Origin of the sequence: Streptomyces sp. JB150 (assembly GCF_011193355.1) — a bacterium.
In the GTDB taxonomy this organism is placed as follows: Bacteria; Actinomycetota; Actinomycetes; order Streptomycetales; family Streptomycetaceae; genus Streptomyces.
Genome location: NZ_CP049780.1, coordinates 535030 through 556827 on the forward strand (window position 1 = coordinate 535030; position 21798 = coordinate 556827).

Annotated in this window: 20 protein-coding genes; 10 read left to right on the plus strand and 10 right to left on the minus strand. The window is 74.0% G+C overall.

The genetic code is table 11. The features are described 5' to 3' along the window. Nucleotides 1-1523 precede the first annotated feature (1523 nt). From G7Z13_RS02505 to G7Z13_RS02515, 3 genes are all read left to right on the plus strand, one after another. The gene (locus tag G7Z13_RS02505; protein WP_165995588.1) at nucleotides 1524-2276 is read left to right on the plus strand and encodes a hypothetical protein; all 753 of its coding nucleotides are present in this window, start codon (nucleotides 1524-1526) and stop codon (nucleotides 2274-2276) included. Nucleotides 2277-2458: 182 nt separating this feature from the next. Next, nucleotides 2459-2605 carry a hypothetical protein gene (locus G7Z13_RS02510; RefSeq protein ID WP_165995590.1) on the plus strand — a complete coding sequence of 49 codons (147 nt, stop codon included), beginning with the start codon at nucleotides 2459-2461 and terminating at the stop codon, nucleotides 2603-2605. A gap of 58 nt (nucleotides 2606-2663) precedes the next feature. After that, nucleotides 2664-3407: an SOS response-associated peptidase gene (locus G7Z13_RS02515; RefSeq protein ID WP_165995592.1), complete on the plus strand. Its 744-nt coding sequence runs from the start codon at nucleotides 2664-2666 to the stop codon at nucleotides 3405-3407. A 33-nt stretch (nucleotides 3408-3440) separates the two neighbouring features. On the opposite strand, the gene G7Z13_RS02520 is transcribed toward G7Z13_RS02515, so the two are convergent. From G7Z13_RS02520 to G7Z13_RS02530, 3 genes are all read right to left on the minus strand, one after another. Beyond that, the gene (locus tag G7Z13_RS02520; RefSeq protein ID WP_165995594.1) at nucleotides 3441-3932 is read right to left on the minus strand and encodes a universal stress protein; all 492 of its coding nucleotides are present in this window, start codon (nucleotides 3930-3932) and stop codon (nucleotides 3441-3443) included. A 4-nt stretch (nucleotides 3933-3936) separates the two neighbouring features. Then, on the minus strand, nucleotides 3937-5196 hold the full coding sequence (locus G7Z13_RS02525) for an SLC13 family permease (RefSeq protein ID WP_166004546.1): 1260 nt from the start codon (nucleotides 5194-5196) through the stop codon (nucleotides 3937-3939). A 1115-nt stretch (nucleotides 5197-6311) separates the two neighbouring features. Continuing rightward, nucleotides 6312-6782, minus strand: a complete 471-nt coding sequence (locus tag G7Z13_RS02530) for a hypothetical protein (protein ID WP_165995597.1) — start codon at nucleotides 6780-6782, stop codon at nucleotides 6312-6314. 288 nt (nucleotides 6783-7070) lie between these two features. Between G7Z13_RS02530 and dhaK the strand changes: the two genes are divergently transcribed. The 5 genes from dhaK to G7Z13_RS02555 all read left to right on the plus strand — a co-directional run bounded on the left by dhaK (nucleotide 7071) and on the right by G7Z13_RS02555 (nucleotide 11742). Further along, nucleotides 7071-8063, plus strand: a complete 993-nt coding sequence (gene dhaK, locus G7Z13_RS02535; protein WP_165995599.1) for a dihydroxyacetone kinase subunit DhaK — start codon at nucleotides 7071-7073, stop codon at nucleotides 8061-8063. Between the two features lie 44 nt (nucleotides 8064-8107). Beyond that, nucleotides 8108-8707, plus strand: a complete 600-nt coding sequence (dhaL, locus tag G7Z13_RS02540; RefSeq protein WP_165995601.1) for a dihydroxyacetone kinase subunit DhaL — start codon at nucleotides 8108-8110, stop codon at nucleotides 8705-8707. Continuing rightward, nucleotides 8700-9119 carry a PTS fructose transporter subunit IIA gene (locus tag G7Z13_RS02545; RefSeq protein ID WP_165995604.1) on the plus strand — a complete coding sequence of 140 codons (420 nt, stop codon included), beginning with the start codon at nucleotides 8700-8702 and terminating at the stop codon, nucleotides 9117-9119. Before dhaL ends, G7Z13_RS02545 begins: the two co-directional genes overlap by 8 nt. Before the next feature lie 942 nt (nucleotides 9120-10061). After that, a complete protein-coding gene (locus G7Z13_RS02550) occupies nucleotides 10062-11036 on the plus strand; it encodes a fibronectin type III domain-containing protein (RefSeq protein WP_165995606.1) in 975 nt (324 codons plus the stop codon). 169 nt (nucleotides 11037-11205) lie between these two features. After that, nucleotides 11206-11742 carry a hypothetical protein gene (locus G7Z13_RS02555; RefSeq protein WP_165995608.1) on the plus strand — a complete coding sequence of 179 codons (537 nt, stop codon included), beginning with the start codon at nucleotides 11206-11208 and terminating at the stop codon, nucleotides 11740-11742. A gap of 115 nt (nucleotides 11743-11857) precedes the next feature. Here G7Z13_RS02555 and G7Z13_RS02560 read toward each other — a convergent pair whose 3' ends face one another. The 3 genes from G7Z13_RS02560 to G7Z13_RS02570 all read right to left on the minus strand — a co-directional run bounded on the left by G7Z13_RS02560 (nucleotide 11858) and on the right by G7Z13_RS02570 (nucleotide 15077). Continuing rightward, nucleotides 11858-12409: a PadR family transcriptional regulator gene (locus G7Z13_RS02560; protein WP_165995610.1), complete on the minus strand. Its 552-nt coding sequence runs from the start codon at nucleotides 12407-12409 to the stop codon at nucleotides 11858-11860. 33 nt (nucleotides 12410-12442) lie between these two features. Further along, entirely contained in the window at nucleotides 12443-14458 is a 2016-nt protein-coding gene (locus tag G7Z13_RS02565) for an NADPH-dependent 2,4-dienoyl-CoA reductase (RefSeq protein WP_165995612.1), read from the minus strand. Nucleotides 14459-14708: 250 nt separating this feature from the next. Continuing rightward, nucleotides 14709-15077, minus strand: a complete 369-nt coding sequence (locus G7Z13_RS02570; RefSeq protein ID WP_165995614.1) for a hypothetical protein — start codon at nucleotides 15075-15077, stop codon at nucleotides 14709-14711. 314 nt (nucleotides 15078-15391) lie between these two features. Between G7Z13_RS02570 and G7Z13_RS02575 the strand changes: the two genes are divergently transcribed. Further along, nucleotides 15392-17470, plus strand: coding sequence for a SpoIIE family protein phosphatase (locus G7Z13_RS02575; protein WP_165995616.1), 2079 nt, complete (start codon nucleotides 15392-15394; stop codon nucleotides 17468-17470). A gap of 7 nt (nucleotides 17471-17477) precedes the next feature. Here G7Z13_RS02575 and G7Z13_RS02580 read toward each other — a convergent pair whose 3' ends face one another. From G7Z13_RS02580 to G7Z13_RS02590, 3 genes are all read right to left on the minus strand, one after another. Then, on the minus strand, nucleotides 17478-18398 hold the full coding sequence (locus G7Z13_RS02580) for a hypothetical protein (RefSeq protein ID WP_165995618.1): 921 nt from the start codon (nucleotides 18396-18398) through the stop codon (nucleotides 17478-17480). A gap of 81 nt (nucleotides 18399-18479) precedes the next feature. Continuing rightward, nucleotides 18480-19325 carry a putative protein N(5)-glutamine methyltransferase gene (locus tag G7Z13_RS02585; protein WP_165995619.1) on the minus strand — a complete coding sequence of 282 codons (846 nt, stop codon included), beginning with the start codon at nucleotides 19323-19325 and terminating at the stop codon, nucleotides 18480-18482. Between the two features lie 308 nt (nucleotides 19326-19633). Further along, the gene (locus tag G7Z13_RS02590) at nucleotides 19634-20668 is read right to left on the minus strand and encodes a hypothetical protein (protein ID WP_165995622.1); all 1035 of its coding nucleotides are present in this window, start codon (nucleotides 20666-20668) and stop codon (nucleotides 19634-19636) included. Between the two features lie 111 nt (nucleotides 20669-20779). On the opposite strand from G7Z13_RS02590, the gene G7Z13_RS02595 reads away from it, so the two are divergent. Further along, nucleotides 20780-21226 (plus strand): MarR family winged helix-turn-helix transcriptional regulator, encoded by a 447-nt coding sequence (locus G7Z13_RS02595; protein WP_166004548.1) that lies wholly within the window; start codon nucleotides 20780-20782, stop codon nucleotides 21224-21226. A gap of 185 nt (nucleotides 21227-21411) precedes the next feature. Here G7Z13_RS02595 and G7Z13_RS02600 read toward each other — a convergent pair whose 3' ends face one another. Further along, nucleotides 21412-21714: a hypothetical protein gene (locus tag G7Z13_RS02600; RefSeq protein ID WP_165995624.1), complete on the minus strand. Its 303-nt coding sequence runs from the start codon at nucleotides 21712-21714 to the stop codon at nucleotides 21412-21414. Nucleotides 21715-21798: the final 84 nt, after the last annotated feature.

The window sequence follows — 21798 nt, forward strand, 5'->3', positions numbered from 1 at the left end:
GCCGCCGAGAGCGGAGAGCCGAACCATTGCTCAACCTCGGCCATGGAGTACAGGTAGGGCTTGGCACGGTATCCCCAGCGCACCGAGAGCACAAGGAAGATCACTGATAATGACAGAAGCAGGAGAGTGGGGCCCGGCCATCGGAACTTCTCCACGTCTGCAGCGATCACGCCCAGCATCGAGAGGGCACCAGCCGCCAGGAGTGGCGCAGCGATCCCTGTCACGGATTCAATGGTCCGCCCGAACCTCAAGTCGCGTCCGACGTCGCGTTCTTGCACAGGCACCCCCTAGTGTTCTGCATTTCATCTTTTACCTCGGTGCCGTAGGTCAGTGCGCGCCGTAGGGCATCATCGCGTCCTTTGCTTCCCCGGCCAGGCAGTCCGGCAGGCAAGCGGGCAGGGTCGTGCCCGAGTCGACGCCACCCATGCACCGCCGACAGTTCGGCGCGGGTGGAACTGTTCGAGGACGAGCCGGTGCGCCGCCTTCACGACGTGTCGACACGGTGTCGCGCCGTCTCGCCGGGGGCAGCGGGCTTGGCGAGTACGCTCTCATGCCCGATGTCGCGCTGGAGCCCGCGATCGGCGTGCGGCAGGAATGCCCACTCCACACCGCCCACGTCGAAGCCTCACCCGGCTCCTGCGGGACGCCGTCGGCACCACCGGCGCAAGCGGAGTACCCGGGGAGGGAAACTGCTGTCACTGCGGCGGGACCGACCTGGCCCGCCCGCTGTGGAAGCCGTCGTTCTCAGCTGGCCACAGCGTCGCGTACAGCGTGCTCGCGGGGGTGCTGGGCGGGGATCGCCTCGTACAGGTCCAAGGCGCGGCGGCGGACCAGGCCGGCACGGTAGTCGACACTGCTGTGCGTTCAGGGCGCCGTCCCACAGCTGCCCCGACGCCTCGTCCTGTGGGGCGGACACCAGCCGCAGCGGGACTGTCGGCCGTCGGCGGCGGTGCGGGCCGTGGCACCCAAAGTGCGCCCGCCCTCCGAGAACGCCCCGCCCGACTCCGCCTGGACGTCCAAGGCCTGCGCGGCGTGGGCATGGTGGGCGCGCGTACGGCGCTCGGGATCCGGGTCACGGGGAGGCGAGCACGCCAATGATTTCCCCCAACTAGGCGGCGGTCAGAGGGGGGTTGAGCAACGGCGTCGGCCGCCTCCCTCCGGTGTGGCGCACTGGAAGCGGCCAGAAGGACGTCCGTCCCTCCCGGGCATGACGCCACCGCAAGGACGCACGCCTATGTGGGGGTCAGCCGGCCGGTTGAGATCGGCGAGCTCCTGGTCGACGATGCCAAGAAGAACACTCCTGGCCTTCGTCGGCATCGCCGCAGCCTTCATCAGCCACCGCCGACTCACCTAATAAAACGGCGTGTGAGCCTGTTCCGCCGGCCCACCGGGCGCAGGAGGGCCTCGCCCGCGGACCGGCCGGTGCTCACGACGGGCTCCTCCGGCATTCCCTGCGCCGGGCCGTCACGGGGCAGCCGCACGCACCGAGACCGCTGGGCCGGCGGATCTGCTTGGATGACGTGATGACGAGTGGATCCCCGGCCGGCGGCCCCCGGCACGACGACGGCTCCGGCCGCCTCCTCGCCACCCTGCTGGACCGTGCCGCCACCGGCCGGGACGGTCAGGTCTGGAGCGACCTGTGGACGGGGCTGTACCACAACGGCACCCTCGACGTCTCCGATCCGCGCGTGTTCCCCGCCCTGGCGGCCATGGCGGAAGGCGCCGACGCCGGCACGGCGGCCTCGGCGCTCCATCTGGCCGGTGCCCTCCTCGTCCAGGCCGACGGCCGGCACGAGACCCGGACGCTGCGCGAAGAGCACGCCTGCGACGTCGCGCGCCTGCGGGCCGCCGCCCACGGGTGGCGGAAGTCCACACGGGGCCGTGACGACTACTGCCACCTGCTGGAGGCGGTGCTCAACCTGGAGGGCGACGTCGACTGGGCGGAGGACCTGATCTGGGGCATCGTCAGCGGAGAGTACGAGCTGGAGTGCCCCGGCCCGGACGGCTGCTCGGTGGTGTGGGTGGTCATCGGCGAGCGGGGCTTCTTCAGTACGTCGGAGGACTACGCCCTCTCCGACGAGGTCCGCACCCTCCCCCTCCGTCCGGCCGCTCCCGCCGCTCTCGACGGTCTGGGCCGCCGGCTCCACGAGCTGGCCATGGCGGACGGCCACGAGGATGTGGCCCGGGCCCTGACCCACGCCTTCGGCGAGGCGACCTGCCCGCGGTGCGAGCGCACCTTCTCCGTCGTCGGACAGGTCGTCGCACGCGCGAGCTGAGCGGTCGCGACGGGCGCCGCGGGAGGGCGGCCGCCGATCGCCGACCCCGGCGCCGCACCGCCACCACCGACCGGCGCTGCCGAAGGGCGGTTCCCCGCTCCGCCCGCGCCGGCGTAAGGCTTTCACTCGTGCAGTGGACCGGCGCTCGCGACCGTGAGGCGGGGGCGGATGACCCGCGGCCGGTGACGACGGGAGCGGGGACCGGTGACGGGCTGCGACTGGAACGCAGCGCGTCCTACCTGATCCCGGTCGGCGGGCCGGCCCCGGCGGACGCGGTCCGCTCCGCCGGGGCCGGCCGGGTGATGTCCGCGGCGGCCGAGCCCCGCTGAGCCGGCGGCCCGATCCCGGTTCCGACGCGCGGGTGGAACGGCGTGGCACAGTGGCGGTATGTGCGGCCGCTACGCCTCCACCCGCAGTCCGCAGGACCTGGTCCGGCTGTTCGACGTCGCCGAGTGGCACCCCGCCGAGACACTGGCCCCCAACTGGAACGTCGCGCCGACCGACGAGGTCTACGCCGTCCTGGAACGCACCCCCCGCGCACCGGGCGGCGACGCGTCCGTGCGCCGGGAGCTGCGGCGGCTGCGCTGGGGGCTGGTGCCCTCCTGGGCCAGGGACCCGAAGATCGGCTCCCGGCTGATCAACGCGCGGGTGGAGACGGTGCACGACAAACCGGCCTACCGCCGCGCCTTCGCCCGGCGCCGCTGCCTGCTCCCGGCGGACGGTTTCTACGAGTGGACCCCGCTGAAGGACCCCGCCACCGGCAAGACCCGCAAGCAGCCCTACTTCATCCACCCCGCCGCGGGGCAGGTCCTGGCCCTCGCGGGCCTGTACGAGTACTGGCGCGACCCCGGGGTCGAGGACGAGGACGATCCCGCCGCCTGGCTGATGACCTGCACCATCATCACCACCGAGGCCACCGACGCGGCCGGGCGTGTCCATCCGCGCATGCCGCTCGCCCTGCCCCCGGACCACTACGAGGCGTGGCTCGACCCCCGCCACGACGACACCGAGGACCTGCGCGCCCTGCTCACCCAGCCCGCGAACGGCGACCTCGCCGCCCGCCCCGTCTCCCCGGCCGTCAACAACACCCGTAACAACGGCCCGGAACTGCTGGACGAGATCGTCCTCTGACGGGACGGCCGTCGCGTGCCGGTTCCGGACCCGTCAGGGGCGGGGCGGCGGCGGGGGCGGCATGGCCGGCGGCACCGGCGGAGCCTCCGGCCAGACCAGCAGCACCGGGCAGGGCGCGTGGTCGACGACGAAGCGGCCGGCGGGGCCGAGGCTGTGCGGGCCGAGGTGGGTACGGTCCCCGTCGCGGGCCAGGATCAGCAGTTCACAGCCCTCGGCCTCGGCGACCACCTCCCGCTCGACGCGCCCGGTCCGCTCGACCCGCGTACAGGGCAGGCCCAGCCGGTCGGCGGCGGCCTGGAGCAGGTCCCGCGCGGAGGCGGCGGCGAGGTGTTCCACCCGCGTGCCCGGATCGCGCTCCGGGTGGCCACGGCCGAGCAGCCCGGCGAAGGCACCGTGGGCGGCGCCGGGGACATCGGCCGGGGTGACGTGCAGCAGGACGATCCCGGTGTCCGCCGTGGCGTGGGCCCGCGCGGCGTCCACGCAGGCGGGCCAGGTGCCCTCGACGATCCAGACGACCACGGCCATGGGGTCAGCCTCCTCCGATCACCGCCAGCGAGACCCACAGTGCCACCACGGCGGCCGCCAGACTCGCCGGCACCGCGAGCACGCCGAGCCGGGTGAACTCCCGCAGCTCGACCTCCTGCTCGTGGGCATGGACGATACGCCGCCACAGCAGGGTGGCCAGCGAGCCCGCGTAGGTGAGGTTGGGGCCGATGTTCACCCCGAGCAGGACGGCGAGGACCGCGCCGGGCCCCGACGGGGCGGTCAGCGGCAGCAGCACCAGCACCGCGGGCAGATTGTTGATCACGTTCGCGAGGACGGCGGCCAGCGCGGCGAGCGCGAACAGTGCCACCAGCCCGGTGCCGTCGGGGATCAGGTGTCCCAGAGCCTCGTCCAGCCCGTTGTCCACGACCGCCCGGACCACGACGCCGAGCGCCAGTACGAAGGCGAGGAAGGGCACGGAGGCCGCGCTCAGCAGCGCCCGGGGTGTGGTGCGGCGCCGGAGCAGGGCCCGCACGGCGAGGAGCAGGGCACCCGCCAGGGCCGCCCAGGCCGGGTCGACGCCGACCGCCGAGGCCAGCACGAACCCGGCCAGTGTGCACCCCACGGTCACCAGGGCGAACACCGGCAGTGGCGGCGGCTCATCCACGAGGGCGGCCTGTGCGCCGGCGTCCAGGTCGGTGGCGAAGAAACGGCGGAAGACCAGGTACTCGACGGCGATCGCGGCCACCCACGGCAGGGCCATCAGCGCGGCGAACCGGGTGAAGCTCAGACCGCTCGCCGTGAACGCCAGCAGGTTGGTCAGGTTCGAGACGGGCAGCAGCAGCGAGGCCGTGTTCGACAGGTGGGTGCAGGCGTAGACATGCGGTTTTGAGCGGGCGCCGAGCCGGGCGGCGGTGGCGAACACGACCGGTGTCAGCAGGACGACCGTGGCGTCCAGGCTGAGCACGGCGGTGATGGCCGAGGCGGCCATGAAGACCTGGGCCAGCAGCCGCCGCGGCCGGCCGGCCGCCGTGCGCGCCATCCACGCCCCGCAGGCGTGGAACAGCCCGTCGTCGTCGCAGAGCTGGGCCAGGACGAGCACGGCCGCCAGGAAGCCGACGACCGGTGCGAGCCGTTCGACCTCGTCCAGTGCGGCGTCCAGTGGGAGCGCCCCCGTGGCGATCACCAGGGCCGCCGCGGGCACGGCCACCACCGCCTCCGGCCAGCCGAAGGGGCGGATGATCGCACAGGCCAGCACCAGGACGAGCAGGGCCGCGGACAGTGTCTCCGCGAGCTGGGTGTTCAGAGTTCGTTCCTTCCGCGCGGCGGCCGAGCCGCCCGTACATCACAGCGAAGGTACCCGCTCGCACGGCCGCACCCGCCGCTGGGGCGACGGACCGTTCAGGAGTGGCCGCGGAGGCGCTGAGGTTCACGAGCCCTGCCTGTCGGTGGCGAGACGGCGACGCCACCAGAGTCCGGAACGCCACTGACGTTGGTCAGCGAACGGATCCGGCAGGGTACGCCGGAGGTACGCTGCGTCAAGAGAAGCCACCCGACTCCTCAGTTCCCTGCGAGCACGCCCCGGCAGTTGCTTCAGGACTTCCTGAAGGACGTCCCTCGCGTGCCGCACATCGTCGAAGGAACACCCGCGGCACGAGCACTCCGCGAGCTGCGGGTACAGGGAGCGGCATCCCGGTGAGAGCACAAAGGCTCGGTACCGCCTCAACGCTCGGTCTGTGGCACCCGGGTACACGTAGTAGTCGGTCGAGAGTCTCTCGACTCGGTGTATCGCCAGGCTGGTACGGGTCGAGAGCCAGTGGATCCGAGTTGGCGGCGGATCGCTCCAGGTGCGCGGGCCCTGTCGTCGGTCGGCGCGGAGCCCGCCGGGCCGTCTACGCGGCATCGGCCTTTCGGTCTGCGGTCATGGACGCCATCATGTCGCAATCGTGGAGGAGGTCGGAAGACCGCGTCGCGCGCGGGTTGCCATGCCCGAAGGTCATCGCTTTTCGGCCTTGCCATGAACCTCGGGCCTTGATCGTCCCGGAGCAGCATCGCTGCCCTCCCCCGGCGGTCCCGCCGCGAGAGCCGGTCGACCCCGCCCGCATCGGTCGGCGCGTCGTACGCCGCCGTGCCAGGGCATGGACACTGCCGCCGTCGCGGCCAAGAGCGGCCGATCGCGTCGTCGCGCTCGTCGAGGAGCCGGCCCCGGGGCTGCCGACGCCGTGAACGTAGAGATCGACGTGACGTGGAAGGACGTGGTGACGGTCGCCGTCCGCCGTGGGGAACCCTGCACGCCTCTGGCTCAGCGGGGACGAGCCGGCGGCCCTGAAGAACAGGACGGCCGGGATCTCGGGGTTTGCCATGCGCGCGTACGACGAGGCCCCCGTCGACCCGGCGTCGGCGGGGCCAGTAACGTGGCGTTCAGCAGGCGTCGTACTTCCAGGCGCCGTCTTCCCGCACCCACGGCTGCTGCTTCTGGTCGAACTTCGGCAGGCCGACGCCGTACGAGACGCGTGCCATGTCCCCGGAGAGCTGGTCGATCCGGAAGCGCTGCACCTCCTGCCGCCCATAGTCGCCGACGGCGCGCTCGGTGAGTGCGGCCATGGCCTCGGGGGTGATGCGCTCCTCGCAGCGGGCGGACAGCATGCCGTAGGTGGTGTCCGGCTTGTCGGCGAAGTAGGCGGCGGTGTAGGCCCGGACGGCGCGCTCCAGCTCGGCGGCGTCGGCCGGCGTCGCGGCGGGCGTCGCGCTGGCGGCGGGGGCGCTGGCGGCGGCCGGGGTGCTCGGCGTGCCGGTGGGTGCGGCGTCGGTGCCGTCGTCGGATGACGAGCAGGCGGTGAGCGCGAGCAGCAGGACGGCGGCGAGCATGGTGGTGGCGGCGCGGGTGCGCATGGATCCCCCTTGGGCGGTGTGGCTGAAGGGGCATGGTGCCATGACGGGCACGGGGGCGGGCTCCGCCGCCCGGCCTGTGGCCGCTGCGCACGTTGAACAGGTGGTCACCGTGGGTCATCGGTGCCGGGCCACGCCACCGCCCCACGTGACCTTCGCGGTCGCAAGGCCGATACTGCCTTCAGCGAGCACCTATCACCCCACGTCCGCCGAGCCGTCACCACCCGACACACCGTCGCACCGTCGGCATGAGGTCACAGAGCCGCCTGCCGATCTCTTCAGGAGGTACCCGTGAGAATGCTCATCAACGTGCCGGAGACCGTCGTCGCGGACGCGCTGCGGGGTATGGCCGCCGCGCATCCGGAGCTGACCGTCGATGTGGAGAACCGGGTGATCGTGCGGCGGGACGCGCCGGTCGCCGGGAAGGTGGCCCTCGTTTCGGGTGGGGGCTCGGGGCACGAGCCGCTGCACGGGGGGTTCGTGGGCCCCGGAATGCTGGCCGCGGCCTGTCCGGGCGAGGTGTTCACCTCGCCGGTGCCCGACCAGATGGTGCGGGCGGCGGCGGCCGTGGACAGCGGCGCGGGCGTGCTGTTCGTCGTGAAGAACTACACCGGTGACGTGCTGAACTTCGACATGGCCGCGGAGCTCGCCGAGGACGAGGGCATCCGGATCGCCAAGGTGCTGGTCGACGACGACGTGGCAGTCACCGACAGTTTGTACACCGCCGGGCGGCGCGGCACGGGTGCCACGCTGTTCGTGGAGAAGATCGCGGGCGCCGCCGCGGAGGAGGGGCAGCCGCTGGAGCGGGTGGAGGCGATCGCCCGGCAGGTCAACGAGAGTTCCCGCAGCTTCGGGGTGGCGCTCAGCGCCTGTACGACGCCCGCGAAGGGCAGCCCGACGTTCGATCTGCCGCCGGGTGAGCTGGAGTTGGGCATCGGCATCCACGGCGAGCCGGGGCGTGAGCGGCGGCCCATGATGACGTCCGGGGAGATCGCCGACGTCGCGGTGCACGCGGTGCTGGAGGACCTGGAGCCGCGCAACCCCGTGCTGGTCCTGGTGAACGGCATGGGCGCGACGCCGCTGCTGGAGCTGTACGGGTTCAACGCGGAGGTCCAGCGGGTGCTGGCCGCGCGCGGTGTCGCCGTGGCCCGCACGCTGGTCGGCAACTACGTGACCTCCCTCGACATGGCGGGCGCCTCCGTCACCCTGTGCCAGATCGACGAGGAGCTGCTGCGGCTGTGGGACGCGCCGGTGCGCACGCCGGGGCTGCGCTGGGGTATGTGACCCCGGCCGACGCGATCAACCGACCTACCACGCAAGGAGATCCCGTGCTCGACGCCGATTTCTTCCGCCGTTGGATGACGGCGACCGCCGCGTCCGTGGACCGCGAGGCGGAACGGCTCACGGCCCTCGACTCCCCCATCGGGGACGCCGACCACGGCAGCAACCTGCAGCGCGGGTTCGCCGCGGTGACCGCGACGGTGGAGAAGGAGGCCCCCGGCACTCCGGGTGGTGTGCTGACACTGGCCGGGCGGCAGCTCATCTCCACGGTGGGCGGTGCCTCCGGGCCGCTGTACGGCACGCTGCTGCGGCGTACCGGCAAGGCGCTCGGCGATGACGCCGAGGTGAGTGAGGAGCAGCTGGCGCAGGCGCTGCGGGCCGGGGTGGAGGCGGTGATGGCGCTGGGCGGGGCCGCGCCGGGCGACAAGACCATGATCGACGCACTGGTGCCGGCGGTGGACGCGCTGAGTGACGGCTTCGGCCCGGCGCGGGCCGCCGCCGAGCAGGGCGCTCGCGCGACCACGCCGTTGCAGGCCCGCAAGGGGCGGGCGAGTTATCTCGGCGAGCGCAGCATCGGCCATCAGGACCCCGGTGCCACCTCGGCGGCGCTGCTGGTCGCGGGTCTCGCGGAGGCCGCCGGTGAGTGACGGGACGGACGACAAGCGGGTGGGGATCGTGCTGGTGTCGCACAGCGCCGAGGTCGCGGCCTCCGTCGCCGACCTCGCCCGCGGGCTGGCCGGCGGCGGTGCGGCGGTGCCGGTCGCGGCGGCCGGCGGCACGGAGGGCGGTGGACTCGGCACCAGCGCGGAGCTGATCGCGGCGGCCGCCGCGGCCGTGGACCGCGGCGCCGGGGTCGCCGTGCTCACCGACCTGGGCAGCGCCGTCCTCACGGTGAAGGCGCTGCTCGCGGAGGGCGACGAACTGCCCGGGAACACACGCCTGGTGGACGCGCCCTTCGTGGAGGGCGCCGTCGCCGCGGTGGTCACGGCGGCCACCGGCGCGGACCTGGACGCGGTGGCCGCGGCGGCGGCCGAGGCGTACGACTACCGCAAGGTGTGAGGCGTACGGCGGCGTAACCGGGGCGGGGACCTGGACCGCGACGAAGGTCGTCCGGTCCGGTCCCGGCTCCACGCCCGCGGCGGAAGTCGTCCGGTCCCGTTTCCGGGACCGCGCCAGGCTCCGGTCCCGCCGGGTCCCTGGTTCGACTCCGGCGCCGTTCCGCGCCGGTTGCCCGGGCTCCGGTCCCACGTGGGCTTCCGGCCCCGCGCCGGGCCCTGGGGCCCGCACCGAGCCCCGGCCCCGCCCGCTCCCGGCCGCGCCGCGTGTCGGTCAGTCCGCGCCGATCAAAACGGCGCCGCGGCTGCCGCACACCGGGATGTCCGCGGGCGCGCCGTCGTCGCTGCGGTAACGCCCTCGGGAGACGGGGGTGCGGTCCCGGGCTCCGGCCAGCAGGGCGGGCGCTCAGGCGCCCTCGCGGGGCGCGTCCGGCGTCACGCGCGGGGAGGCATGAGCGGCGGCGGCAGTGGGGGGGCGTGGTGGCGGCGAGGGCCGTGGGGCCGGGGAACGCCGCCGGGGCGAGCAGGGCGGCGCCTGCCGCGGCCGGCGAGAGGGACGGGGCACGCACGGCAAGGGGGCCTTTTGCTCCGGGGAACTGCGGGCACTCAGGCCAATCCGCGGGCCCGGTGATCGACTGGCCAGTCCGAGGGGGCCGGACGGTGCACGGGCTCGTTCTCCGATGGGGGCCGGGCGCCTGACTCCCTGTCGGGTCACGGCCGCCCGGCCGCCCGCACCGGACGCGGGACGAGCGACGACAGCGATACCCGCGCCCCGGACGCGAACTCCCCATCGGCTCGGGGATGTTCGTCCGTGGGAAGGTTCAGCATACGCATTCCCGTGCGAAGGCCCGCAACGCACCCCGCCCTCTTGATGTGATCGCGCCAGAGGGCCATATTGGTCCGGACCATTCCGTCGTCCTCGTCCCGTCCACCGGGAGGCCGAACCGTGCGACGCGTTCCCGTACCCGCGCTGCTGGTCTGTGGCGCCCTGACGCTGGTGGTGTCGTCCTGCGGCCGGGGCGGGGACGGCACGGACCACCCCGCTCCCGGAGCGCCGACCGGGGTCACCGCGGTGGCCGGCAGCGCGACCAGCGTGCACGTGATGTGGAACGCCGCCGCCGCGCGGACGGGCGTGCGCGCGTACGAGGTGTACCGCGGCACCACCAAGGTCCGCGAGGTCCCCGCGTCCCGGCACATGGTGGACGTCACCCGGCTGCGGCCGGCCACCACCTATGTGTTCACCGTGCGCGCGCGGGACGCCGAGGGACGGCTCGGCCCGCCCAGCCGGGAGGTGCGGGCCACCACGCCCGCCGCCGTCGCGGCCGACCGCTCGGCACCCTCGCGGCCGGGCGGGGTGCGCGGGCGGACGACCGGGAGCCGGGCCGTCCAGCTCACCTGGAAGGCGGCGACCGACGACCGGGGTGTGGTGTCGTACGACATCCATCAGGCCGGCACGAAGATCCACAGTGTGGGCGGGAACCAGACCGGGACGGTCGTCACGGGGCTGCGGCCGGGCACGCGCTACACCTTCACCGTCCGGGCCCGGGACGCCGCGGACAACGTCTCCCCCGCGAGCGCCGCCGTCCGGCTCACCACCGCGCCGGGCGACGACGACGGCCGCGGCACCGCGCCCACCGGCTTCCGCGCCACCACGCGCACCGAGGGCGGTGCCCACTACCTCGACCTGTCCTGGGTGCCGCCGCGAGCCGACGGGGTCGTCACCGAGTACCAGATCCACCTCGACGGCCGGGCCGCCACGTCCCTCGTCTGGGGCGGGTCCGCGCCGCGTGAGAAGGCGACGTACAGCTTCTACCTCGGCCGGGAGGACGGCCTACGGCACCGGGTGCGCATCCGCGCCAAGCTGCCGGACGGCACCTGGGGCGGGTTCTCGGCGGAACGGACGGTCACCACCGGGCGGTGACGTGTCCGCCCCGTCCCCCGGACGGGGTAATCCGTCACCTGCCCGGGGGCCGCCCGCATGCGGCACCCGTTGGGGGCACGTTGGCTGACCCCGAGGCAGCACGGGCGTTTCCCGACCCCGGCGGCGCAAGGGATGTACCGCCAACCGTGCCGCCGGAAGGACATCTCCCATGAGCAGATCCCAAGGATCCCTCCGCTGCGGCCTGGCCGTGGCAGCCGCCGCCGCGCTGCCCCTCGGCCTCGCCGCGCAGCCGGCCGGCGCGGTCTCCGGCATCTCGGTGAGCACCAGCGGCTCCACGGTCTCGGTGACGACCAGCGCGTGCGTCCAGGTCGGCGGCAGCTGGGGCAACGCCTCGCTGCTCAACAGCAGCCAGACCAGCTTCGCCCAGGGCCGGCAGGCGGCGCTGACCGGGACCGCGAGTGTGCAGTCCGCCGCCTGGTCCAGCGTCAGCCCGGGGACGTACACGGTGGTCGTGGTGTGCTCCAACGGCACCACCGCGGGCACCCAGTCGGTCATCGTCTCCTCGGCCGCCGCGCCCACCGTCTCCCCGACGGCCTCCCCGTCGCGGGGTGTGATGGGCGGCGTGGGCGGCGGTACGAAGGACTACGGCACGGTCACGATGGTGGCGGGCGGGGTGCTGGTCGGCACCGGCGTCATCGCGACGGGCTGGTTCCTGCGCCGCCGGACCAAGCCCCACCGGCTCTGATCCGGCGACGGGCCCACCGGCTCCGGTCAAGGCGGCCGCACCGGCTCCGCCCGGGCGGCGGGCCGCACCGGCTCCGCTGCGGGCAGGCCCTATCGGCCCTGCTTCCGGGCGGGCCCTACCGGCTCTGCTCGGGCGGCAGCTCGGCGAACTCCGCCAGCGCGTGGGTGAGCCACCGGGTCCAGAACGTCTCCAGGTCGATGCCGGCCCGCAGCACCAGATGGCGCAGCCGGTCCTGGGCGCTGTCCCGGCCGGGCGGGAAGTCCCGCTTCTCGATCTCCCGGTACTCGGCGAGCTGGCGCCGGTGCAGCTCCAGGTGACGGCGCAGGTCCTCCTCCAGGCCCTCGGTGCCGACCACCGCCCCGGCGCGCAGCCGCAGCAGCAGGGTGTCGCGGTGCGGCTTGGGATCCTGGGACGCGGCGGTCCAGCGGGCCAGCTCGGCGCGGCCCGCGGGAAGCACCTCGTAGCTCTTCTTCTGCCCGCGGGCCGGCTGTGCGCTCGGCAGCGCCCGGATGAGGCCGTCGGCCTCCAGTCTTCCCAGCTCGCGATAGATCTGCTGGTGCGTCGCCGACCAGAAGTAGCCGATCGACTTGTCGAACCGGCGGGTCAGCTCCAGCCCCGAGGAGGGCTTTTCGAGCAGTGCGGTGAGGATCGCGTGCGGGAGTGACATGGGGGCCATCCTAGGGACGGCCCCCGGTCCGGCTCAGAGCGCCGCCGCCAGTTCCGTGCCCTGCTTGATGGCGCGCTTGGCGTCCAGTTCGGCGGCCACGTCGGCGCCGCCGATGAGGTGGGCGGGGCGGCCGGCGGCGACCAGCGCGTCGTAGAGGTCGCGGCGCGGTTCCTGGCCGGTGCACAGCACGATGGTGTCGACCGCCAGGACGGTGCTCTCCTCGCCGACGGTGATGTGCAGTCCGGCGTCGTCGATCCGGTCGTAGCGCACGCCGGGGACCATGGTGACGCCGCGGTGCTTCAGCTCGGTGCGGTGGATCCAGCCGGTGGTCTTGCCGAGGCCCGCGCCCACCTTGCTGGTCTTGCGCTGGAGCAGGTGCACGGTGCGCGGCGACGCGGGCCGCTCGGGGGCGGCGAGGCCGCCGGGGCCGGCGTACGCCGTGTCCACGCCCCAGTGGCGGAAGTACGTCTCGGGGTCCTCGCTCGCCTTGTCGCCGCTGTCGGTGAGGTACTCGGCGACGTCGAAGCCGATGCCGCCGGCGCCGAGGATGGCGACGCGGTCGCCGACGGGGGCGCCGTCGCGCAGCACGTCGAGGTAGCCGAGGACGCTCGGGTGGTCGACGCCGGGGATGTCGGGGGTGCGCGGGGTGACGCCGGTGGCGACCACCACCTCGTCGTGGCCGGCGAGGTCGGCGGCGTCCACCCAGGTGTTCAGCCGGACGTCCACGCCGTGGGCGTCGAGCTGGTGGCGGAAGTAGCGCAGGGTCTCGTCGAACTCCTGCTTGCCGGGGACCTGGCGGGCCACGTTGAGCTGGCCGCCGATCTCGGCGGCGGCGTCGTACAGGGTGACCTGGTGGCCGCGTTCGGCGGCGGAGACGGCGCAGGCCAGGCCGGCCGGTCCGGCGCCGACGACGGCGATCCGCTTGCGGCGCCGGGTCGGGGAGAGCACGAGCTGGGTCTCGTGGCAGGCGCGCGGGTTGACCAGGCAGGAGGTGATCTGGCCGCTGAAGGTGTGGTCGAGGCAGGCCTGGTTGCAGCCGATGCAGGTGTTGATGGCCTCGGGGGTGCCGGCGGCGGCCTTCTTCACGAACTCGGGGTCGGCGAGCATGGGGCGGGCCAGGGAGACCATGTCGGCGGTGCCGTCGGCGAGCAGCTGCTCGGCCAGGTCGGGGGTGTTGATGCGGTTGGTGGTGACGAGCGGGACGGAGACCTCGCCCATCAGGCGCTTGGTGACCCAGGTGTAGGCGCCGCGCGGCACGGAGGTGGCGATGGTGGGGATGCGGGCCTCGTGCCAGCCGATGCCGGTGTTGATGATGGTCGCCCCGGCGGCCTCGACGGCCTTGGCGAGGGTGATCACCTCGTCCAGGGTGGAGCCGCCGGGCACCAGGTCGAGCATGGACAGCCGGTAGACGACGATGAAGTCCTCGCCGACGGCCTCGCGCACCCGGCGGACGATCTCGACGGGGAAGCGCATCCGGTTGTCGTAGGAGCCGCCCCAGCGGTCGGTGCGCCGGTTGGTGGGGGCGGCGATGAACTCGTTGATGAGGTAGCCCTCGGAGCCCATGATCTCGACGCCGTCGTAGCCGGCCTCGCGGGCGAGGCGGGCGGTGCGGGCGTAGTCGTCGATGGTGCGCTCGACATCGGCGTCGGTCAGCTCGCGCGGCGGGAAGGGGCTGATCGGCGCCTGGAGGGGGCTCGGGGCGACCAGGTCGCGGTGGTAGGCGTAGCGGCCGAAGTGCAGGATCTGCAGCGCGATCCGGCCGCCCTCGCGGTGCACGGCCTCGGTGACGACCCGGTGTCGCTCGGCCTCCGCCTCGGTGGTGAGCTTGGCGCCGCCCTCGTAGGGGCGGCCCTCGTCGTTGGGGGCGATGCCGCCGGTGACGATCAGGCCCACGCCGCCGCGGGCGCGTTCGGCGTAGAAGGCCGCCATCCGCTCGAAGCCGCCCTCGGCCTCCTCCAGGCCGACGTGCATGGAGCCCATCAGGACGCGGTTGGGCAGGGTGGTGAAGCCCAGGTCGAGCGGGCTCAGCAGGTGCGGGTAACGGCTCATCGACGCCTCCGTGCGCGGACTGGTGCCCTGTAGTTGTAGAGGACCGCGCACCCTTTGTGCAACTAGTTGCACAACACCGGGCGGGGAGACGTGACCGGACACACAGCGCGGCACGGGGCGCACGTGACGGGCTCCACAGCGGCGTGCCTTCTCGGGCCGTGAGGGCTCTGCGACGGGCTTCGCGCACGGAAGCGGGCGGTCACCGGCCGCAGCCGGTGACCGCCCGTTCACCCGTGTGGACCAGTGTGGATCAGCGGCTCTCCAGGATCAGGTGCAGTTCCCGCTCCTGGTCGCCGGAGGCCGTGCTGAGGTCATGGACCGAGAACAGCGAGTCGAGGGTCGTACGGAACCTGTCGATCGCCCAGTAGCCGCCCTGGACGTCGGCCGTGACCGGGGCCGAGAGCCGGGCGGGGCGCGCGCCCTCGTGGGGCTCGGCGACGTCGAAGGTGCCGAGCCAGACCATCGGACGGGACTCGTGCCACTGCTCGGGCACGTCGTCCGCGCACCGGTCGGACGCGAAACACGCGCACAGGGTGTCGAACACGATCCGGGCGTCCTCCTTGCTGCACCCGCTGATCTCCACGGAGACGGACTCGGGGTGCGACCGTTCGCCGTTCATGGTGACCGCTCCTCTCGTGGCAGTGCCGGAGATGCGCGAGTGCCCCGCGCAGCCGCCCGCACTCCCCCAGGAAAGCACCAGCCCCGGCCGAGCACCACCGGCGGCGGTACCCGGGCGGCGGTCGCCGGCGGTGCGGCCGCGCCCCGGCCGGACCACCCGTCGCGCACCGCCTCCGGGTGATTCGTCCGACCAGCCGGGCCGTATCGGGGGATGGTGGAGAGGGGCGGGGTGGCGTAAGAGAGATGGTTGAGCGCAGGACGACAAGGGGAGTCGGCACGGGGGCGGGCGTGCCGGAGGCGAAGGCGGTGCGTGCGATGGGTTCAACCGGGCCACCCGTGGCGGACGGAGCCGGGCCGGGCCGCGGTGCGGCGCGGCCCAGCGGGCTGCTGGACGAGCTGGGCGTGGCCTCGGTGGTGCTGGACGCCGACGGCCGCATCGTGCTGTGGAGTCCACAGGCGGAGGAGCTGTTCGGCTACCCGGCGGCCGAGGCGCTGGGCCGGTACGCGGCCCGGCTGATGGTGCACGAGCAGCACCTGGACCTGGTCGTGAAGCTGTTCAACGACGTGCTGTCCACCGGGCGGGGCTGGGCGGGCGCGTTCCCGGTGCGGCGCAAGGACGGCAGCACCCGGTTGGTGGAGTTCCGCAACATGCGGCTGCTGGACGACCGGGGCGACGTCTACGCCCTGGGACTGGCCGCCGACCACTCGACCGTGCGGCGGCTGGAGCGGGACGTCGCGCTGTCGTCCCGGATCGTGGCGCAGTCGCCGATCGGGCTGGCGGTGCTGGACGGCGGGCTGCGGTACGTGTCCGTGAACCCCGCGCTGGAACGGATCGACGGCGTCCCGGCCGACCAGCACCTCGGGCGGACGGTGCGCGAGGTGGCGCCGGGGATGGACGCCGACGCCCTGGAGGACGCGGCGCGCCGCGTGCTGGAGACCGGGCGGTCGGTCGTCGACCGGTCCACGATCGGGCGGACCGCGGCCGACCCGGACGAGGACCAGGCCTGGTCGGTGTCGCTGTACCGGCTGGAGGACACGCTGGGCACGGTGCTGGGGGTGGCGATGTCGGTGGTGGACGTCACCGAGCAGTACCGGGCCGGGGTGGAGGCGGAGGCGGCGCGGCGCCGGCTCGCCCTGATCGCCGACGCGTCCACCCGGATCGGCACCACCCTCGACCTGGAGCTGACCGCGCGGGAGCTGGCCGAGGTGGCCGTGCCGGAGCTGGCGGACGTGGCGGCCGTGGATCTGCTGGCGGCGGTGGTGGAGGGCCGGCCCAGCACGGTCGGCCCGGCCGAGCCGGCGGTGATCCGGGCGCTGGCGGTGCGCGCCGAGGGCTCACCGGAGGCGCTGAGGGCCGCCGACCCGCCGGGGCAGGTGGCCCGGTACGGGCCCGACCGGCTGGTCACGCAGTGTGTGCGCACGGGGCGGCCGGTGCTGCTGCCGCAGGTGAAGGACGAGGATCTGCCGCGTATCGCGCGCTCCCCGGAGGCGGCGGTGCTGCTCAGCCGGGCGGGCGTGCACTCGTACCTGGCCGTGCCGCTGATCGCGCGCGGTGAGGTGCTGGGCGCGCTGGACCTGAAGCGGACCGGCAATCCTATGCCGTTCGGGGAGGACGACCTGCTGCTGGCACGAGAGCTGGCGGCACGGGCCGCGGTGCAGATCGACAACGCCCGCTGGTACCAGAACGCCCGCAACACCGCCCTCACCCTGCAGCGCAGCCTGCTGCCCAGCCATCCCCCGGTCACCGGCGGCCTGGAGGTGGCCTCCCGCTACCAGCCGGCCGGGGCCACCGTCGAGGTCGGCGGGGACTGGTTCGACGTGATCCCGCTGGAGGACGGCAAGACGGCGCTGGTGGTCGGCGATGTGATGGGCAGCGGCATCAACGCCGCCGCGACGATGGGCCGGCTGCGCACCGCGACCAACACGCTGGCCGCGCTCGATCTCGATCCGGCGCGGCTGCTGGAGCACCTGGACCGGATCACGGCCGGCCTGGACCACTCGATCGCCACCTGCCTGTACGCCGTCCACGATCCGCGGCTGCGGCAGTGCCGGATCGCGAACGCGGGACACCTGCCGCCCGTGCGGGTGCGCGCCGGGAACGGTCCGGAACTGCTCGACCTGCCCACCGGGGCGCCGCTGGGCGTGGGCGGGGTCGCCTTCTCGACGACGGTGTTCGACCTGGACCCGGGCGACCAGCTCGTCCTCTACACCGACGGGCTGGTCGAGACCCGCCGGCACTCCCTCGACGAGCGGCTGGACACCCTGATGTCCCTGCTGAACGGTCCGGCGCGTCCGCTGGAGGAGATCTGCGACCTGCTGCTGCGTACGCTGCACCACCCCGACAACCACGACGACGTCGCGCTCCTCATCGCGCGGGCGCGCACCGGGACCTGAGCGGGCGTCAGCCCCACTCGGGGGACGTGCCGTGCCCCTCGCCGTAGGGCAGGGGCCGGCCGGTGAAGGCGTCGAGGAGGACACGGCCGCCGAGCGGCCGGTCCAGCCGCACGGTGACGTCCTCGGCGAGCAGCTGGGCGGTGCAGGGCTCGCCGTCGGGCCCGCCGACGACGGAACCGGACAGCACGACCGTGCCGTCGGTCTCCAGCGCGTGCACGGCGGGCCCGTCGTCACAGGCGCCGTGTCCGGCCCGGACGGTGACGGACCGTCCGTCCTCCGCGATCCCGGCCAGGCCCAGCAGCTCCCCCAGGTCGCCGGCCGGGGTGTCCCCGGCCGGTTCGACGGGCGGCTCCGGCAGCTCGGAGGGGCTGAGCGCGGCCCGCTTCAGCGGGGTGTCGTAGCCGTCCAGGGTGAACAGCCAGGCGGGTACGGTGGCCGGGCCGCGGCTGGTGGCCATGGTCATCTCGCCGAGCCGCACGCGGGTGACGGTGAGCGGTTGCGGGCCGTCGCCGCGGTCCAGGTCCGCGTACGCCTCGCGGGCGTCCATCAGGGGCAGGGTGAGCGAGCCGCCGTTCTCCCACCTCACCGTCCCCTCGGCCACCTTCAAGGCGGGGAGTTCACCGCGCAGTGCGAGGTTCCGGGCGCCGTAGGCCTCCTTGCCGGCCTCGTCGTGGAAGGCGTCCCCGGGCAGCTGGACCTCCTCCCCCATCGGGTAGTAGCCCGCGCGCCACTGCTCGGCGGCGCGCGAGCCGTCCCAGGCCTCGGCGACCAGCCGGGCGCGGGCGGCGGCCTCCGGTGCCGGTCCGCCGCCGCGCACCCGCGACGCCTGGCCGGGCCGCTCGTTCGCGCAGCTCACCGCCGCGGCACCGGCCGCGAGCACGACGAGGGCCGCGAGGACCCCCCTGGTGTGTGGAGGGTTCGTACGCATGTGCTCCCCCGGGGAACGGACGGCTGTACCGCTCCTGTGACGCGCGAGCCGGGCGCCGCGTTCACCGGGGCTGCCGCCCGGTCAGGCCACGCCGATGACGACCTGCGCGTACCGCTCCTCGCAGACCGCCAGCCGGGCCGTCAGTCCGGCGCGGGTGAACGCCTCGACGGCGGCGGGGGCCTGGCGTTCGCTGGTCTCGGTCAGCAGACAGCCGCCGGGGGCCAGCCACCGGGGGGCCTCCGCGGCGACCCGGCGGGCGATGTCGAGGCCGTCGGCGCCGCCGTCGAGGGCGGTCAGCGGCTCGTGGTCGCGGGCCTCGGCGGGCAGCAGGCCGACCTCGCCGGTGGGGACGTACGGCACGTTGGCCGCGAGGATGTCGACCCGGCCGCGCAGGGTGCCGGGCAGCGCATCGAACAGGTCGCCGGTGTACACCCGGCCGCCCGCCGCGGCGAGGTTGCGGCGGGCGCAGCGCACTGCGGCCGGGTCGATGTCGGCGGCGTGCAGTTCGACCGGGCCGAGCGCGTCGGCCAGGGCGGCGCCGACCGCGCCGGAGCCGCAGCACAGGTCGACGACGACCCGGGCGCCCGGTGCCTGGGCGAGCGCCTGCTCGACGAGGAACTCGGTGCGGCGGCGGGGGACGAAGACGCCGGGTTCGACGGTGACGCGCAGACCGCGGAACTCGGCCCAGCCGACGACGAGTTCCAGCGGCAGGCCGGCGACGCGGCGGTCCACCAGGGCGGCGAGTTCGTCCGCGGTGCGGGCGGCGTCGAGGAGGAGGTCGGCCTCGTCCTCGGCGAAGACGCAGCCCGCGGCGCGCAGCGCGGCGATGACGGACGTACGGGTGGAGGGGGACGCGGCGAAGTCGCGGGAGGACGAGGCAGCTTCGCGGGACGCGGCGAAGTCGCCGGAGGAGGGAGAAGCGGGCATGGACCCTGGGCCTTTCGGGAGCCGAAGGGCACCCTCGTGTCTCAGCCGAGCCGGCGATCCGCGCCGTGGTGAGGTGAGGGCACCCGAGCCGTCACAGCGGTAATGGGTCTCACCTCCCGGACATCGCACGGCCGGGTCGCTCCACGGCCGGAGGCCACCCTATCCCACCCGCCCGCAGGATCGGACGCCGGCCGGCCCGAACGGCCAGACGCGGACGGCCTCTTCGGCGTCCCACGCGCCCGGATGTCCACGGCGCTTCGGCGCCCCGAACGACCAGATGCCTACGGCCGCCTCGGCGTCCCGGCCCGTCAGACGCCGACCGCCTCCTCGGCTTCCTCCTCGGCCTCCCGCTTCTCCCCTGCCGGTGCGGCCGGGGCGGCCGGACCGGTGCGGGTGCGCTCGTAGGCGCCCGCGACGGCCGTGACCGCGAGGCCCGCGACCAGCCAGGCGATCAGCGTGACCACCGTGCGGCCCAGGCCGTCGCCGTCGAAGTAGAGCAGGCTGCGGGTGCCCTCGACGAATCCGGCGCCGTTCCAGAAGGCGTGCAGGGTGCCGAAGAAGCCGTTCTGCAGCTCGGGCCGGAACAGGCCGCCGGAGCTGGTGAAGTTGAGCATCACGAACAGCACCATCATCGCGAGGGTGGTCCAGCGCTTGAGGAAGGTGTGCAGGCCGACGCCGATCAGCAGGATGCCCGCCGAGTAGAGCCAGGCCAGGGCCCAGACGCCGGCGAGGTCGTGGTGGGCGAGGCGGAAGACCGGCCCGGCGAGCAGCGCGCCGATGCCGCTGACCACGACGGAGACTCCGAGGGTCAGCAGGGCCCGCGACCGCATCGGCAGGGCGCCGCCCGCGCCGCCGAGCACGGCGACCGAGGCGTAGGAGCCGATGCTCACCGCGATCATCAGGAAGAACAGGCCCTGCCCGGTGGGGTCGTCGGCGACGGGGGCCGCCACGTCGGTCACCTTCAGCGGGACGCCCTGGCGCTCGGCGACGGGGGCGAAGACCTTCTCGACGGCCATGGCGCCCATGTCGGAGGCGGCGGTGGCGACGATGACCTCGGGTGCCCGGGCGCTCGGGACGTAGGCGCCGGTGATGTCGCGGGACCGCAGCAGGCCGACGGCCCGGTCCCGGTCGGGGACGGTGCGTACGTCGAGCGCGTCGCCGGCCTCGTCCTCGACGGACTGGGCGAACACCTTCGCCTCGGGGCCGGTGCCGACGACGGCGACCGGCAGGTGGTGCGGCTCGGGGGTCACGAAGGCCCCCATGTAGGCGAGGCCCATGCCCACGCACATCAGCAGCGGGGTGATCAGGTGCGTGAGCACATGGCGCAACGCGGGTGACCGCATGCCCGGATCCTCCTTCGGTTCGCCAAGCCGCCCCGCGGGGAACTAGTTGGCATATACAACTTCGCTTCTAGTTGTACTATACAACCAGATGTGTGAGGGAGGTCCGTGACCGTGACGGCAGCCGAGGCCGTGGAGGCCATCCAGCGTGAGATGACGGCGTTCGCGCGCCGCGCCCGGGCCTCGGCCGGGCGGATGCACCCGGAGCTGTCGCTCGTCTCGTACACCCTGCTCGGCCACCTCGAGGAGCGCGGCGGCTGCCGCGCCACCGACCTGGCGGCGCACTACGCCCTGGACAAGTCCACCGTGAGCCGCCAGGTGGCCGCCCTGGAACGCGCCGGACTGATCGAGCGCCGCCTCGCCCCGGACGACCACCGCGTACAGGTCCTCCACCTCACCGACGCCGGCCGGCAGCTCCTGGCCCGGGTCACCGAGAGCCGCCGCGCCGCGTTCCGCGAGCGGCTGGCCGACTGGCCGGAGGAGGACCTGGCACGGTTCGCCGCGTACCTGACCCGGTACAACGCCTGGACGCCTCCGGAGCCCGGCGAGGCGACGACGTAGGCCTGCCGGACCTCCCGGCTCCCTCGAACTCCCGGAGATCCCGCACTCGCCTGGCGCTTCCGCCTCTCCCCCCAGGGCACCTGCCGCGCAACCAAGCTCCTGGTTCACTCACCCGGACCGACGGGCTGGTCGAGGCCCGCCACCCGGTTGGCGTCGGCGAGTTCCTGCACGTTCACGAGGCCCACCTATATGCCGTCCACGGTGAGGGCTTCGGCCACGTCCTGGACTGTGGCCGGCGCGTCGGCGCCGCCGCACTGGTTGAGCGCTCCGCCGAGCGGAATGCCGGCGAGGTCGCCGTGGGCTGCACCGGTGCCGTGGGTGGTGACGCCGTCGGCACGGGCGCCGGTGTGGTGGTTGGCGCAGGCGGTGCCGAAAGCAGGGGAGAGGAAGTCGCCGGCACCACCGGCCGATGCCGGTCCCGCAGTGCCAAGGCTTACGCCCACAACGGCCGCAGCAACCCCCATCGTCATCTTCTCGCGCTTGACCATGTCCGGTTGACGATGCCGCTCACCGGCCGACACTGCCGGGCGACGACGCCCTCTCGCAGAACCGGGTCGCGGGCGGTGTCGGCG